Origin of the sequence: Paracoccus aestuarii (assembly GCF_028553885.1) — a bacterium.
Taxonomy (GTDB): domain Bacteria; phylum Pseudomonadota; class Alphaproteobacteria; order Rhodobacterales; family Rhodobacteraceae; genus Paracoccus; species Paracoccus aestuarii.
Map to the genome: position 1 here is coordinate 380,071 of NZ_CP067169.1, position 15,514 is coordinate 395,584.

General features: G+C 68.7%; 11 protein-coding genes. 8 read left to right on the top strand and 3 right to left on the bottom strand.

All coding sequences use genetic code 11. The features are described 5' to 3' along the window. On the bottom strand, positions 1-933 hold the full coding sequence (locus tag JHW48_RS01915; protein ID WP_119884814.1) for a pirin family protein: 933 nt from the start codon (positions 931-933) through the stop codon (positions 1-3). 152 nt (positions 934-1,085) lie between these two features. Between JHW48_RS01915 and JHW48_RS01920 the strand changes: the two genes are divergently transcribed. Further along, on the top strand, positions 1,086-2,573 hold the full coding sequence (locus JHW48_RS01920; RefSeq protein WP_119884815.1) for a VOC family protein: 1,488 nt from the start codon (positions 1,086-1,088) through the stop codon (positions 2,571-2,573). Positions 2,574-2,716: 143 nt separating this feature from the next. On the opposite strand, the gene JHW48_RS01925 is transcribed toward JHW48_RS01920, so the two are convergent. Further along, positions 2,717-3,649 carry a ring-cleaving dioxygenase gene (locus JHW48_RS01925; protein ID WP_119884816.1) on the bottom strand — a complete coding sequence of 311 codons (933 nt, stop codon included), beginning with the start codon at positions 3,647-3,649 and terminating at the stop codon, positions 2,717-2,719. 120 nt (positions 3,650-3,769) lie between these two features. On the opposite strand from JHW48_RS01925, the gene JHW48_RS01930 reads away from it, so the two are divergent. Together JHW48_RS01930 and JHW48_RS01935 are read left to right on the top strand one after the other, a co-directional pair. Continuing rightward, a complete protein-coding gene (locus JHW48_RS01930) occupies positions 3,770-4,753 on the top strand; it encodes a LysR family transcriptional regulator (protein WP_119884817.1) in 984 nt (327 codons plus the stop codon). Next, positions 4,750-4,938 carry a hypothetical protein gene (locus tag JHW48_RS01935; RefSeq protein ID WP_119884818.1) on the top strand — a complete coding sequence of 63 codons (189 nt, stop codon included), beginning with the start codon at positions 4,750-4,752 and terminating at the stop codon, positions 4,936-4,938. The genes JHW48_RS01930 and JHW48_RS01935 overlap by 4 nt, the downstream gene beginning before the upstream one ends. Before the next feature lie 20 nt (positions 4,939-4,958). Here JHW48_RS01935 and JHW48_RS01940 read toward each other — a convergent pair whose 3' ends face one another. Next, positions 4,959-6,560, bottom strand: a complete 1,602-nt coding sequence (locus JHW48_RS01940) for an alpha-glucosidase (RefSeq protein ID WP_119884892.1) — start codon at positions 6,558-6,560, stop codon at positions 4,959-4,961. 127 nt (positions 6,561-6,687) lie between these two features. On the opposite strand from JHW48_RS01940, the gene glgB reads away from it, so the two are divergent. From glgB to JHW48_RS01965, 5 genes are read left to right on the top strand one after another with little or no spacing between them, the layout of a single operon-like run. Continuing rightward, positions 6,688-8,868 (top strand): 1,4-alpha-glucan branching protein GlgB, encoded by a 2,181-nt coding sequence (glgB, locus tag JHW48_RS01945; protein ID WP_119884819.1) that lies wholly within the window; start codon positions 6,688-6,690, stop codon positions 8,866-8,868. A gap of 19 nt (positions 8,869-8,887) precedes the next feature. Next, complete coding sequence (gene glgC / locus JHW48_RS01950; protein WP_119884820.1) at positions 8,888-10,147, top strand: glucose-1-phosphate adenylyltransferase; 1,260 nt, start codon at positions 8,888-8,890, stop codon at positions 10,145-10,147. Then, entirely contained in the window at positions 10,144-11,568 is a 1,425-nt protein-coding gene (glgA, locus tag JHW48_RS01955) for a glycogen synthase GlgA (protein WP_119884821.1), read from the top strand. The genes glgC and glgA overlap by 4 nt, the downstream gene beginning before the upstream one ends. Next, complete coding sequence (gene glgX, locus JHW48_RS01960) at positions 11,565-13,643, top strand: glycogen debranching protein GlgX (RefSeq protein ID WP_119884822.1); 2,079 nt, start codon at positions 11,565-11,567, stop codon at positions 13,641-13,643. Before glgA ends, glgX begins: the two co-directional genes overlap by 4 nt. Further along, a complete protein-coding gene (locus tag JHW48_RS01965; protein WP_119884823.1) occupies positions 13,640-15,508 on the top strand; it encodes an alpha-amylase family glycosyl hydrolase in 1,869 nt (622 codons plus the stop codon). The genes glgX and JHW48_RS01965 overlap by 4 nt, the downstream gene beginning before the upstream one ends. Positions 15,509-15,514: the final 6 nt, after the last annotated feature.

Genomic DNA, 15,514 nt, shown 5'->3' on the forward strand with positions numbered 1-15,514 from the left:
TTAGGGCAAGGGAATGTGGTCGTCGCGGTCGCCCACGGGCAGGTCGAAGAGACCCTGCCCCCAACGCCCCTCGCGCCATTCGCGTTTCGCCTCCTCGATGCGCTCGCGCGATGAGGCGACGAAATTCCACCAGATATGGCGCGGCCCGTTCAGCGTCGCCCCGCCAAGCGCCATCAGCCGCGCGCCCCGGTCGCCCGCCTGCACGGTGATCCGGTCGCCGGGGCGGAACACCATCATCTGCCCGGCCTGGTATTCCTGACCGGCGACGCTGACGCTGCCCTCGGTGATATACAGACCGCGATCCTCGTGATTGTCGGGCAGGGGAAAACGCGCCCGCGCCTCCAGCGCGACGTCCAGATAGAAGGTCTCGGAATGCATGGTCGCGGGCGCGCGTTCGCCATAGGCGTTGCCCAGGATCAGCCGGGCGGTGATGCCTTGGTCGCGGATCTCGGGCAGGGCTGCGGCCGCGTGATGTTCGAAGCTGGGGGCGTCATCCTCGTGATCCTCGGGCAGGGCGATCCAGGTCTGGATGCCCAACAGGCTGCTGGGACCGGCGCGCACCGCCTCGGGGCTGCGTTCGGAATGGGTCACGCCGCGCCCCGCCACCATCCAGTTCAGCGCGCCCGGCGTGATGATCTGGTCCGCGCCGGTGCTGTCGCGATGCTGAAAGCTGCCGCGATAGAGGTATGTCACCGTGCCCAGCCCGATATGCGGATGCGGGCGCACGTCGATGCCCTGATCGGTCAGGAACTCGGCCGGGCCCATCTGGTCGAAGAAGATGAACGGCCCGACCATCTGGCGTTTGGGCGCGGGAAGGGCGCGGCGCACCTCGAACCCGCCCAGATCGCGGGCGCGGGGGATGATCAGCGTCTCGATGGCGTCTGCGCCGACCGCGTCGGGGCAGCCGGGGGTCAAGGCGGGGTTCCAGCTCATGCGTTCCTCCTGGTGCTGATCTCAAGGGTGGGGCCTTGCGCGGCCCGGGGCAAGCGATCCGGCGTTCGGCCCCTGCGAACGCCGGGTTGCGGCGCGCCCGCGTGGCGCCGAACGGTCCCGCGCGGCATCTTGGGGGGCGAAAGGGGGTCACCATGAGCGGACTTCATCATGTCACGGCCATCACGCGCGACGTGCAGGCCAATGTCGATTTCTGGATGGGCTTTCTGGGCCTGTCGCTGGTCAAGCAGACCGCGGGCTTCGAGGATGCGGAACAGCTGCATCTGTTCTATGGCGATGCCGCGGGCGCGCCGGGGACGCTGGTCAGCTTCCTCGTCTGGCAGGGCGGGGCGGCGGGCCGGGTGGGCCATGGCCAGGCGGCCGAGATCGCGCTGGCCATCCCGCGCGGGCGGATCGGCGACTGGCTGACCCGCGCCATGCAGCACGGGCTGTCGGTGCAGGGACCGATGCGCGAATTCGGCGATCCGGTGCTGCGCCTGCGCGACCCGGACGGGATCATCGTCAAGCTGGTGGGGCTGGACATCGCCGATGCGGGCTGGCCCGCGCCGCCCGCGCATCTGGCGGGTGCGACGCTGTGGTCCGAGGATGCAGCGGCGACGGCGGCGTTCCTTGCACGCTTCGGTTACCGCCCTGCGGGGACGGAGGGGGGCGTGACGCGCCTGCGGTCCGACCGTGACGAGCTGGACATCCGCGATGCGGCGGGCTTCGTGCCGGGCATTCCCGGCACCGGGGTGATCGACCATGTCGCCCTGCGCGTCCCCGACCGTGCCGCGCTGGAGGCCCATGCGAGCGCCCTGACCGACACCACCGCCCATGACCGGCTGTATTTCGCGTCCCTCTATATGCGCGACCCGGCGGGCCTCTTGATCGAGGCCGCGACCGATGGTCCCGGCATGGGCATCGACGAGGCCCAGCTTGGCCGGACCCTGATGGTCCCGCCCCATTTCGACGACAGCACCGACCTGCGGCTGCGCCTGCCGCAATTCGCCCGACCGGGCGAGGAAAGGAGACCCATGCGCGATCTGCCCTTCACCCACCGCATCCACACCCCTGAGGACCCGGACGGATCGACCCTGATCCTGCTGCACGGCACCGGCGGGTCGGAAACCGACCTGATGCCCCTGGCCCATCGCATCGCGCCCCGCGCGACGCTGCTGGGCCTGCGCGGGCGGTCGACCGAGGAGGGCGTGGCGCGGTTCTTTCGCCGCCTGTCCATGACGACCTTCGATCAGGACGACATCCGCGCCGAGGCCGAGGCCTTTGCCGGGTTCTGGCGGGATGCGGTCGCGGCCTATGACCTGGACGCGGACCGGATCGCGGTGCTGGGCTATTCCAACGGGGCGAATTTCGCAGGCGCCGTGATGGCGCTGCATCCCGGCCTGATCCGCCGCGCGGTGCTGATGCGGCCGATGCTGGCCTTGGACCCGGTGCCCGAGGCGGACCTGACCGGGCTGGCCGTGCTGACCTTGGCGGGGCAGGGCGATCCCTATGGCGTCCATGCCCCGGCGCTGAACGATTGGCTGGCGCGGTCGGGGGCGGATCTGGATGCGCGCATGGTGCCCGGCGGGCATCAACTGGCCCAGGACGACCTGCGCATCGCGGCCGACTGGCTGGGCGCATGAAAAAACCCCGCCGCTGACCATGTCAGGGGCGGGGGACTCATTCCTCGGTTACTGGGGGACAATGCCCGGCCCCCCTGCGGGGTTTCATTCGCGGGCAAAAGGTTTCTGCACCGCCGCGTGATTGTTGCAGCGGTGCAACATCGTCAGACTAGGGGTTTCAGGTTCGCCTCGATCTGCGGGCGCTTGGCCTCCAGGAAGGGGGGCAGGGACAGGGATTCGCCCATCGTCTCGAAGGGTTCGTCCACGTCGAAGCCGGGGCCGTCGGTCGCCAGTTCGAACAGGTTGCCGCCCGGCTCGCGGAAATAGAGGGAGCGGAAGTAGAACCGCTCGACCTCGCCCGAATTGGGGACGCGGAACTGGGACACATGCTGGGTCCAGGCGGTCAGCGCATCCGTGTCGGGGACGCGGAAGGCCACGTGATGGACCCCGCCCGCGCCTTGGCGCGCCTGCGGCAGGTCGGGCTGGACCGCGACATGCAGTTCCGCCGCGGCGCCGCCCTCGCCCATCTGGAAGACATGGACCTGGCCTTGGCCGTCCGGGCTGGGATAGTCGCGGACGCGGCGCATGTTCATCACGCGGGTCAGCACCGCCTCGGTCGGGCCCAGATCGGGGACCGAGATGGTGATGGGCCCCAAGCCGCGGATCTGGTGTTCGGCGGGCACGTCGCTGCCCCCCCACGGCTGGCCCACAGGATCGGGGGCGGCGATCAGGCGCAGGCGCTGACCCTCCGGGTCCTCGACATCCAGGGACGGGCGGCCGTCCAGCGTGGTGATCCGGCCCGCCAGACCGTTCAGGCGGTCGGCCCAGTAATCCAGGCTGTCCGCGCCCACGCGCAGGCCCGTGCGGGTGATCGCGTTGGTGCCGCGCCGTTCGGGGGCGGCGGGCCAGTCGAAGAAGGTGATGTCGGTGCCCGGGCTGCCTGCGCCATCGGCAAAGAACAGATGATAGGCCGAGGTGTCGTCCTGGTTCACCGTCTTCTTGACCCGGCGCAGCCCGAGCGTTTCGGTATAGAAGCGGTTGTTGCCCGGCGCATTGGCGGTGATCGCCGTCAAATGGTGGATTCCGGTCAGTTGCATGGGGTGCCTCCTGTGCTTTGAGTTCAATATGGCGCAGGGGCGGCGTTCGCGGCACCCGCCGGGCGGGCAACGCCGCGTTCGGTTCTTGCGAACGGAGGCGCAGCTTGCCATGCTGTGCGGATGGGATGGACGATCACCGATATCGAGACCTTTCTGGCGGTTCTGGACGCGGGCAGCATCTCGGGGGCTGCGGCGCGGGCGGATCTGTCGAAATCGGTGGTCAGCAAGCGCATCAGCGATTTCGAGGCTGCCATTGGGGTGGCGCTGTTCACCCGCCATGCGGGGCGGATCGCGCCCACCGACAGCGCGCTGAGCCTGGCCGAGCGGCTGCGCCCCGCCTTGGCCGAGCTGGTCGCGGCGACGGAAAGCGCGCAGGGCGGCGGGGCGGGCCTGCGCGGGCGGCTGGCCATCGCCGCGCCGATGAGCTTTGGCATCCGCCATCTGGGGCCGGTCATCGCGGGTTTCGCCCGCGCCCATCCGGGGCTAGAGATCGTGCTGGATTACGACGACCGGCATACGGATCTGGGCCGGGCGGGGTTCGATCTGGGGCTGCGGATCGGGCATCTGAAGGATAGCAGCCTGATGGCGCGCAGGCTCTGCGAGGATCCGCGCCTGCTGGTCGCCAGCCCGGATTACCTGGCGCTGCACCCGCCCATCGTGGGGCCGGGCGATCTGGCCGGGCATGAGGCGATCGGATATCTGAACGCCCGGCTGGCCGAGGTCTGGCCCTTCGGCCCGGAGGTCGCCGCGCCGCGCGGCGGGCGGATCATGGCGAACAACGGCGAGGCGATGCGCGACATGGCCGTGGGCGGGCTGGGGCTGGCGCTGCTGCCGCTGTTCATCGTGCATGACGCGTTGCGCGACGGGCGGCTGGTGCAGGTCCTGCCGGGCCTGGCGCAGCAGCCGCTGCCGATCAGCGTGGTCTGGCCGCCGATCCGGCCGCTGCCGCCCAAGACCCGCGCCTTCATCGACCATATCGCGGGGGCGTTCAGTGGCGATCCTCCGTGGCAGCGCGGCATCCTGCGTCCCGCGACGGCCGGGGGGCCAGCCCCCCGGACCCCCCGGCCCGGGCCCGCACCCAGCCTTGGAGAAAAGACCGAATGAAGCTCGTCGATCCGAACGCCCCCTTCTTCCGCAGGCTGTGGGTGCGGGTGCTGTGCGTCGTGCTGCCCATGATCTGGGCGGGGGTGGAGCTGTGGACCGGCAACCCGGCCTGGGCGATGATCTTTGCCGCGGCGGGGGCCTATCTGGCGGTGGCGCTGTTCAGCCGGCGGCGTCCCGGGGGCTGAAGGGCCCCCGGGGTACGGGATCACATCGACAGGTCCGGCGCGCCGGTCAGCCAGGCATAGCCGTTGGCGGGCAGGTCCAGCCGCCCATCCGCCAGATCGGCATGGCCGGGACCCTCCAGCGCGGTGTCCCCCGCGACCGTCACCTGCACCGGCTTGGGCGACAGGTTGAAGACGGCGGTCAGTGCCTGGCCCTCGTGGTCGCGGCGGAAGGCCAGGACCGGCTCGGGCAGGTCGAGGAAGGTCGTGGCCCCGTAGCGCAGCGCCAGCGATCCCTTGCGCCACGCGATCACCCCGCGATAGGTGGCCAGCACGCTGTCATTGCCGGTCTGGCCAGCCACCGCACGCGCGGCCTGTTCCGGCTTGACCGGCAGCCAGGGGTCGGCATCCGAGAAGCCCGCCTGCGGGGCGTCCGCATCCCAGACCATCGGCGTGCGGCAGCCGTCGCGGCCCTTCACCTCGGGCCAGAAGCGCAGGGCCGGGGGGTCGGTCAGTTCCTCATAGACCAGCGCGGTCTCGGTCTGGCCCAGCTCCTCGCCCTGATAGAGGCAGATGGTGCCGGGAAAGGACATCAGCATCGCCGCGGACTGGCGGGCCAGGGCCTCGGGCGTTTCGCCATGCTTGGCCCACCGGGTCACGTGGCGGAAGACGTCATGGTTGGAAAAGGACCAGCAGGAATGGCTGTCGGGGGCATGGTCATGCACGCCCTGGATCGTGTGGCGGAAATGCGCGGCGGTGAAGTCCGGGCTGAGCATCTCGAAGCTGTAGCACATGTGCAGCCGGTCATCGCCCAGGGTGTAATCGCCCATGATGTCGATGGCCGCCTGGCCGCCATCGCCGACCTCGCCCACCATCATCCGTGCGTCGTATTCATCGGTCAGCGCGCGCATCCGCTTCAGGAAGGCGATGTTCTCGGGCTGGTTCTTGGAATGGACATGGCGCTGGAAGCCGTAGGTCTCGGGGCCCTTGTGATCGGGATTGGGCGGGTTGTCGCGCAGTTTCGCGTCGTGGAAATAGTAGTTCACCGTGTCCAGGCGGAACCCGTCCACGCCACGTTCCAGCCAGAAGCGCATCGTGTCCAGCAGCGCGTCCTGAACGGCGGGGTTCCACATGTTCAGGTCGGGCTGTTCGATCAGGAAGTTGTGCAGGTAGTACTGCCTGCGCCGCGGTTCCCATTCCCAGGCCGGGCCGCCGAAGACCGAGGGCCAGTTGTTGGGCGGCGTGCCGTCGGGTTTCGGATCGGCCCAGACATACCAGTCGGCCTTGGGATTGTCGCGCGACTGGCGGCTTTCCTCGAACCAGGGATGCTTGTCCGAGGAATGGCTGATGACCTGGTCGATGATGACCTTCAGCCCCAGATCATGCGCCCGCGCCACCATGGCGTCGAAATCGGCCAGGCTGCCGAAGAGCGGGTCGACATCGGTATAGTCGCTGACATCATAGCCCATGTCCTTTTGCGGAGAGGTGAAGAAGGGCGACAGCCAGATCGCATCCGCCCCCAGCCCCGCCACATGGTCCAGCCTGCGGGTGATGCCGGGCAGATCGCCCACCCCGTCGCCGTCGCTGTCCTGAAAGCTGCGCGGATAGATCTGATAGATCACCGCGTCGCGCCACCATTCAACCATCATCGTCACCTTGTCCGTTCGAGTCGGCCCGATCCTGCATGACTCTGGCGGGATCAAAAAGGACCGATTAGCGTTGGTCAGGCAATTGCCCGAATCCTGATCGGGCCGGGACGGGGTATGGATCGACATGGCGACAGGGCCGCAGCTTGCGCGCAACGACCGGGAGGCCCTGAACCGGGGGCGGATGGGGCACCCCTTCGCGGTCCTGGGACCGAAGGCCCATGACGGGGGGCTGTGGCTGACCGCCTTTCATCCGGGCCTGGCCGCGCTGTCGGCGGTGACGGGGGCGGGCGTGATCCCCTTGGACCGGGTCGAGGGCGACATCTTCGCCGGTCCCATCCCCGACGGCCCTTACCGCCTGCGCGCGCAGAGCGGGGCGGGGGCGGAATGGGATTTCGACGACCCCTATCGGTTCGGTCCCGTTCTGGGCGAGATGGACCTGCATCTGCTGGCCGAGGGCACGCATCGGCGCCTGTGGCAGGCCTTGGGCGCCCATCCGATGACGCATGAAGGCGTGGCGGGCACGCATTTCGCGGTCTGGGCGCCCAATGCGCGGCGCGTGTCGGTCATCGGCGATTTCAACGAATGGGACGGCCGCCGCCACCCGATGCGCCGCGTGGGCCAGGGGGTGTGGGAGATCTTCCTGCCCGGGCCGGGGGACGGGGCGCTCTACAAATACGAGATCCTGGACCAGTCGGGCGCGGTGACGCAGAAGGCCGATCCAGTCGGCTTCGGCAGCCAGCACCCGCCGGAAAAGGCCAGCATCGTGCGCGACATCGCGGGCTATGGCTGGCGCGACGACGCGTGGATGGGGTCGCGCGCCGAGGCGCAGGACCGCCGCGCCCCCATCAGCATCTACGAGGTGCATCCGGGCAGCTGGCGGCGCCGGTGGGATCAGAACGGCCGGCCCCTGTCCTACAGGGAACTGGCCCGCGACCTGGTCGCCTATGCCAAGGACATGGGCTTCACCCACCTGGAACTGATGCCGGTCAGCGAGTTTCCCTTCGACGGGTCATGGGGCTATCAGCCGGTGGGCCTCTATGCGCCGACGATCCGCTTCGGGCCGCCGCATGAGTTCCGCGATCTGGTCGATGCGGCGCATCAGGCGGGCCTGGGCGTGCTGCTGGACTGGGTGCCGGGGCATTTCCCGACCGATCCGCATGGGCTGGCGCGGTTCGACGGCACCGCGCTTTACGAACATGCCGACCCGCGCGAGGGGTTCCATCAGGACTGGAACACGCTGATCTACAATTACGGCCGGACCGAGGTGCAGAATTTCCTGACCGCCAACGCGCTCTATTGGCTGGAGGAATACCATATCGACGGGCTGCGCGTGGATGCGGTGGCCTCGATGCTCTATCGCGACTATTCGCGGCGCGACGGCGAATGGGTGCCCAACCGCGACGGCGGGCGCGAGAATTACGAGGCCATCGCCTTTCTGCAGGCGATGAACGTCCAGACCTATGGCCAGCATCCGGGCATCATGACCGTGGCCGAGGAAAGCACGTCCTTTCCCATGGTCTCGGCCCCGGTGGACATGGGGGGGCTGGGCTTCGGGTTCAAATGGAACATGGGCTGGATGAACGACACGCTGCGCTACATGGCGCATGACCCGGTCCATCGCCGCCATCATCACGACCTGATGAGCTTTGGCCTGGTCTATGCGTTTTCCGAGAACTTCATCCTGCCGATCAGCCATGACGAGGTGGTCCATGGCAAGGGGTCCATGCTGCGCAAGATGCCCGGCGACGCGTGGCAGCAATTCGCCAATCTCAGGGCCTATTACGGCTTCATGTGGGGGCATCCGGGCAAGAAGCTGATCTTCATGGGCTGCGAATTCGCCCAGCCCGAGGAATGGAACCATGACGGCGAGCTGAACTGGCATGCGGCGGCCCAGGCCCCCCATCAGGGGGTGCAGGCGCTGGTGCGCGACCTGAACCGGATCTATCGCGAGACGCCCGCCCTGCACCGGCGCGACGCCGATCCCGGCGGGTTCCAGTGGATCGCCACCGATCCCGCGCAATCGACCTATGTCTGGCAGCGCATCGGCGAGGCGGGCGATCCGCCCGTCGTCGTGGCCTGCAACTTCACCCCCGTGCCGCGGACCGGCTTCCGCATCGGCATGCCCCGCCCCGGCCCCTGGCGCGAGGCGATCAACACCGATGCCGCGATCTATGGCGGCAGCGGCATGGGCAACATGGGCGGGGTGAGTGCCGACGGGCCGGGCCAGGACGGCCAGCCCGCATCGGCCGCCGTGACCCTGCCGCCGCTGTCGGTGGTGATCTTCGTGGCGGATGACAGGAATTGACAGGGTGGGAGGACCCCAGATGGCTGAGAACCAGCGACTGACCCGGCGGGCCATGGCCTTCGTGCTGGCCGGAGGGCGCGGATCGCGCCTGCGCGAACTGACCGACCGGCGGGTGAAGCCCGCGGTCTTCTTCGGCGGTAAGACCCGCATCATCGACTTCGCGCTGTCCAACGCGATGAATTCCGGCATCCGCAAGATCGCGATCGCCACGCAATACAAGGCCCACAGCCTGATCCGGCATTGCCAGCGGGGCTGGAACTTCTTTCGCGCGGAACGCAACGAGTTCCTGGACATCCTGCCCGCCAGCCAGCGCACCAACGAGGATCACTGGTATCGCGGCACCGCCGATGCGGTGACCCAGAACATCGACATCGTCGACGATTACGATGTCGATTACATCATCATTCTGGCGGGCGACCACATCTACAAGATGGATTACGAGATCATGCTGCGCGAGCATGTGGCCAGCGGGGCGGATGTCACCGTGGGCTGCCTGACCGTGCCGCGGATGGAGGCCACGGCCTTCGGCGTGATGGATGTGGACGCGACCGGGCGGATCCTGTCATTCCTGGAAAAGCCCGCCGATCCGCCCGGCATGCCCGGCGCGCCGGACAAGGCCCTGGCCTCGATGGGGATCTATGTCTTCAACTGGGCCTTCCTGCGCGACCTGCTGATGCGCGACGCCGAGGACCCGGATTCCAGCCATGATTTCGGCACTGACCTGATCCCGCGGATCGTGCGCGACGGCAAGGCCATGGCGCATCAGTTCGACACCTCCTGCGTGCGTGCGCCGGGCGCGCCGGCCTATTGGCGCGACGTGGGCACGGTCGACGCCTTCTGGCAGGCCAATATCGCGCTGACGGATTTCACGCCGGAACTGAACCTCTGGGACCGCGACTGGCCGATCTGGACCTATTCCGAAAGCGTGCCGCCCGCCAAGTTCATCCATGACGAAAAGGACCGCCGCGGCGTCGCCATATCCTCGATGGTGTCGGGCGGCTGCATCGTCTCGGGGACCGAGATCCGCAACTCGCTGCTGTTCACCGAGGTGCATACCAACAGCTACGCGGTCCTGGATCACGCGGTGGTGCTGCCCTATGTCACCGTGCATCGCCATGCCCGGCTGAAGAACGTGGTCATCGACAGCCGCGTTATCATCCCCGAAGGCCTGGTCGTGGGCGAGGACCCCGAGGAGGACGCCCGCTGGTTCCGCGTCAGCGAGGGCGGCGTGACGCTGATCACCCAGGACATGCTGGACCGGCGGGCGGCGGCATCGTGATCCGGGTCCTGTCGGTCGCATCGGAATGCACGCCCCTGGTCAAGACCGGGGGGCTGGCCGATGTGGTGGGCGCGCTGCCCGCCGCGCTGGCGGGGGTGGGGGTGCGGATGCGCGTCCTGCTGCCAGGCTATCCCGCCGTCATGGCCGCGCTGGAGGGTGCGCGCCGCGTCCTGCGGCTGGACGATCTGTTCGGCGGCCCCGCGACCGTGGTCGAGGGGCGGGCGGCGGGGCTGGACCTGGTGGCGATCGACGCGCCGCATCTCTATGCGCGGCCGGGCAATCCCTATCTGGGGCCGGACGGGCGCGACTGGCCGGACAATCCCGAACGATTTGCCGCGCTGTCTTGGGTCGGCGCGATGATCGGGGCGCGGGGTCTGGACGGCTGGCGCCCGCATGTGCTGCACGGCCATGACTGGCAGGCGGGGCTGATGACCGAATACCTGCCGGGCCTGGGCGGCGGGCCGCGCACGGTGCTGACCATCCACAACATCGCCTTCAACGGCCCCGCCGATCCCGCCCGCATCGGCGCGCTGCGGCTGGATCCGTGGCGCTTTCACGCCGAGGGCTATGAGTTCTGGGGCGCGGTCTCGGCGCTGAAGGCGGGGCTGATGGGGGCGGATGCGCTGACCACCGTATCCCCCACCTATGCCGAGGAGCTGATGACCCCCCAATTCGGCATGGGCCTGGACGGGGTGATGCGCCATCGCCGCCATGCGCTGACCGGCATCCTGAACGGCATCGACGAGGATGCCTGGAACCCCGCAGCCGATCCCGCGATCATCCCCTATCGCGACCCGGCCGGAAAGGCCGCCGCCCGCGCCGCGCTTCGGGCCGAGATGGGCCTGCCGGAGGCGCCGGGGCCGCTTTCCGTCGTCATCTCGCGCATGACGCATCAGAAGGGGCTGGACCTGCTGCTGGAGGTTCTGGACGACCTGACGGCCATGGGCGGCCAGCTGGCCGTGCTGGGATCGGGCGATCCGGGGTTGGAGCAGGCCTTTCGCGACGCCGCCCGCGCGCCCGGGGTCGCGGTTCGCATCGGCTATGACGAGGGGCTGTCGCATCGCATGATCGCGGGGGGCGACGCGATCCTGGTGCCGTCCCGGTTCGAGCCCTGCGGCCTGACCCAGCTATACGGGCTGCGCTATGGCACGGTGCCGGTCGTGGCGCTGACCGGGGGGCTGGCCGATACGGTCATCAACGCATCCCCCGCGGCCCTGGCCCGGGGCGTGGCGACGGGCATCCAGTTCGCCCCGGTGACCGCGGGCGCGCTGCGCGGTGCCTTGGCGCGCTTGGGGGGGCTTTACGCCGACCGCGAAACATGGTCCCGCCTGCAGCGCAACGCGATGGCGCAGCCGGTCGGATGGGCCGCATCGGCGCGCGCCTATCGCGACCTTTACGCGCAGCTGACAGGACCCGGATGACCCCTTCCTTTCCCGCCATCACCGCCGGACAGCCATGGCCGCTCGGGGCCACATTCGACGGCGCCGGCGTCAATTTCGCGGTGTTTTCCCAGCATGCCGACCGGGTCGTGCTGTGCCTGTTCGACGAGCGCAACAAGGAGACCCGGATCGACCTGCCCGAACGCGACGGCCATGTCTGGCACGGCTATGCCGAGGGGCTGCGGCCGGGCCAGAAATACGGGCTGCGCGTCCATGGCCCCTATCGCCCGCAGCAGGGGCACCGCTTCAACCCCAACAAGCTGCTGATCGACCCCTATGCCAAGCGGCTGACGGGCCGGCCCGCCGCCCATGACGCGATCCACGGCTATCGCGCGGGCCATGCCGATGCCGACCTGTCCTTCGACCGCCGCGACAGCGCCCATCACATGCCCAAATGCGTGGTCACCGATCCCAGCTTCGCCTGGTCCGAGGACCGCCCCCTGCGCCGCCCCTGGTCCGAGACGGTGATCTACGAGGCCCATGTGAAGGGCATGACCGCGGGCCGCGCCGACATCCCCCATGCGGGGACCTATTCGGCCATGGCCTCGCCGCAGGTGCTGGACCACCTGACCCGCCTCGGCATCACCGCGGTCGAGCTGCTGCCCGTCCATGCCTTCGCCGATGACCGGTTCTTGACCGACAAGGGGCTGACGAATTACTGGGGCTACATGTCCTACGGCTTCTTCGCGCCCGAGCCGCGCTATATGCGCGACGGCGACATCGCCGAATTCCAGCAGATGGTCGCGCGGTTCCACAAGGCCGGTATCGAGGTGATCCTGGACGTGGTCTACAACCACACCGCCGAGGGCAACCAGATGGGCCCGACCCTGTCCTTCCGGGGCTTGGACAATGCCGCCTATTACCGCCTGGCCGAGGATCCGCGCTATTATGTCAATGATGCCGGCACGGGCAATGTGCTGAACCTGGACAGCCCCTTCACGCTGCGGCTGGTGATGGATTCGCTGCGCTACTGGGTCGAGGTGATGCATGTGGACGGGTTCCGCTTCGACCTGGCATCGGTGCTGGGGCGCACGCGCGGGGTGTTCGACCGCGACGCGCCGCTGTTCCGGGCGATCCGCCAGGACCCGGTCCTGAACCGCGTCAAGCTGATCGCGGAACCCTGGGATATCGGGCCGGGGGGGTATCAGCTGGGCGCATACCCCGCGCCCTTCGCGGAATGGAACGACCGCTATCGCGACCAGATCCGCGGTTTCTGGCGCGGCGATGCGGGGCTGATCGGCAAGCTGGGCAAGCGCGTGGCGGGATCGGCGGCGCGGTTCGACCATGACGGGCGGTCTGCCACCAGTTCGGTGAATTTCGTGGCCGCCCATGACGGATTCACGCTGATGGACACCGTCAGCTTCAACGACAAGCACAACGAGGCCAATGGCGAGGAGAACCGCGACGGCCACAACCACAACCTGTCCGACAATATGGGCGCCGAAGGTCCGACCGACGACCCTGCGATCACCGCCGCCCGCGACCGCCGCCGCCGCAACCTGATCGCCACGCTGATGCTGTCCCAAGGCACGCCCATGCTGCTGGCGGGCGACGAGCTGGGCAACAGCCAAGGTGGCAACAACAACGCCTATGCCCAGGACAATGCCACGGGCTGGGTCGATTGGGACGGGGCGGACCCGGCCTTTCTAGCCTTCGTGCGCCGGGTCATCGCCTTTCGCCGCGCCCATCCGATCCTGCGGCAGAAACGGTTCCTGCACAGCCAGCCCCGCGAACAGGACGGGCTGCCCGACCTGTTCTGGCGCCGGGCCGACGGGGCGCCGATGACGCCCGACGACTGGAACGACCCCCATCGCCGCCTGCTGGCGGCCGAGATGCGCATGGCCTCCGGCACGCCGCCCTATGCGGCGCTGGCGGGGGCGGTGTTTCTGGTCTTCAACCGCGGCGAGGCGGCCCAGGTGCGCCTGCCCGACGCGCCGCGCGGCCAGTGGCGCCGCCGCCTGGACAGCGCGCGCGACGACGATACCGACCTGCCCGCCCAGGTCCTGGAGCCCGTTGCCACCGACAGCGTCGCGGCCTTCGTGCTGGTGTCCCGATGACCGCCTCCATCTTCGACATGCGGATGGCCCGCAGCGCCCCGGACCTCTGGCCCATGCTGGAGCGTCTCTATGGCGACCGCCCCGATTACGACGCTTTCCGCGCCGCGCTGGAGGGGGCGCTGCGCGAGGGCTGGGCCGCGCGCCCCGCGGACCTGAAACGCCTGGACCTGGCCCGGGATCTGGAGCCGGACTGGTTCCAGCGGTCCGGCATGGCGGGCTATGCCTGCTATGTCGACCGGTTCGCGGGCAATCTGGCGGGGATGCAGGACCGGCTGGATTACCTGCGCGACCTGGGCATCAGCTATGTCCATCTGATGCCCTGCCTGATGCCGCGCCCGGGCGACAGCGATGGCGGCTATTCGGTGATGGATTACCGCCAGATCAACCCGGCCTATGGGCGGATGGCCGATCTGGTGCGGCTGGCCGGGGCCATGCGCGACCGGGGCATGTCGCTCTGCGTCGATCTGGTGCTGAACCACACCGCGCAGGAACATGACTGGGCGCGGCGCGCGGCGGCGGGCGATCCCGAATACCAGGACATGTATCTGATGTTCGACGACGACACGCTGCCCCGCGCCTATGAGGCATCGCTGGTCGAGATCTTCCCCGAGACCGCCCCGGGCAGCTTCACCCATCACCCGGAATTCGGCAAATGGGTCTGGACCACCTTCAACACCCATCAATGGGACCTGAACTGGGCCAATCCCCGGGTGTTCCTTGAGATCGTGCGGATCATGCTGAACCTGGCCAACAAGGGCGTCGACGTGCTGCGCCTGGACGCGGTGGCCTTCATGTGGAAACGCATGGGCACCACCTGCCAGTCCCAGCCCGAGGTCCACATGATCCTGCGCGCCCTGCGCGCCTGCACCCGGATCGCGGCCAATGCAGTGATCCACCTGGAGGAGGCCATCGTCGGCCCGGCCGAGATGCTGACCTATTTCGGCCGCGGCGAGCATGACGGGCGCGAGGGGAACCTGTGCTATCACAACAGCCTGATGGTCCAGTACTGGTCGGCCCTGGCCACCCGCGACACGCGGCTGATGACACATGTGCTGGCCACGCATTTCCCGCCCGTGCTGACCAACGCGACCTATGCGACCTATATCCGCTGTCACGACGACATCGGATGGGCGATCACCGATGAGGATGCGGGCGCCCTGGGCCTGTCGGGGGCGGCGCATCGCGCCTTCCTGTCGGATTTCTACGATGGCAGCTATCCGGGCAGCTTCGCCCGCGGCGCGCTGTTCCAGCAGAACCCCGAGACCGGCGACAAGCGCATCGCCGGCAGCTTTGCCGCGCTGGCGGGGATGGAGGCGGGGCTGGACGCGGGCGATCCCCGCGCCGTCGATCTGGCCGTGGACCGGATGCTGATGGGCCATGCGCTGATCGCGTCCTTCGGGGGCATCCCGCTGATCTATATGGGCGACGAGGTGGCGATGGGGAACGATCACGGCTATCTGGACGTGCCCGAACACGCCCATGACAGCCGCTGGATCAACCGCCCGGCCATGGATTGGGACCGCGCCGCCCGCGCGGCCGCCGATCCCGACAGCCCGGAGGGGCGCGTCCTGCACGGCACCCGCGCCATCCTGGCCGCGCGCCGGTCCTGCGACCGCCTGCATGGCGGGCATCCGACCGAGATTCTGGACAGCGGCAACCCCGCCATCCTGGCATTCGCGCGTCGGGCGCCGCAGGGGACCATTCTGTGCCTTTTCAACTTCACCGAAAACTGGCAACAGGTCAGGGGCGATTGGATGCGCTTTCAAGGCGTGACCGACATGCGCGACATCCTGTCGGACGCGACGGTGACGCTGCATGACGACATGCTGGTTCTGCCGCCCTATGGCCGCGTCTGGATGTCCTGAATACCC

Coding starts and splice junctions, on each gene's coding strand:
- glgC (WP_119884820.1), top strand. CDS start 8,888: ATGGCTGAGAACCAGCGACTGACCCGGCGGGCCATGGCCTTCGTGCTG.
- JHW48_RS01920 (WP_119884815.1), top strand. CDS start 1,086: ATGAGCGGACTTCATCATGTCACGGCCATCACGCGCGACGTGCAGGCC.
- JHW48_RS01965 (WP_119884823.1), top strand. CDS start 13,640: ATGACCGCCTCCATCTTCGACATGCGGATGGCCCGCAGCGCCCCGGAC.
- JHW48_RS01930 (WP_119884817.1), top strand. CDS start 3,770: ATGGGATGGACGATCACCGATATCGAGACCTTTCTGGCGGTTCTGGAC.
- glgX (WP_119884822.1), top strand. CDS start 11,565: ATGACCCCTTCCTTTCCCGCCATCACCGCCGGACAGCCATGGCCGCTC.
- glgB (WP_119884819.1), top strand. CDS start 6,688: ATGGCGACAGGGCCGCAGCTTGCGCGCAACGACCGGGAGGCCCTGAAC.
- JHW48_RS01935 (WP_119884818.1), top strand. CDS start 4,750: ATGAAGCTCGTCGATCCGAACGCCCCCTTCTTCCGCAGGCTGTGGGTG.
- JHW48_RS01915 (WP_119884814.1), bottom strand. CDS start 933: ATGAGCTGGAACCCCGCCTTGACCCCCGGCTGCCCCGACGCGGTCGGC.
- JHW48_RS01940 (WP_119884892.1), bottom strand. CDS start 6,560: ATGGTTGAATGGTGGCGCGACGCGGTGATCTATCAGATCTATCCGCGC.
- JHW48_RS01925 (WP_119884816.1), bottom strand. CDS start 3,649: ATGCAACTGACCGGAATCCACCATTTGACGGCGATCACCGCCAATGCG.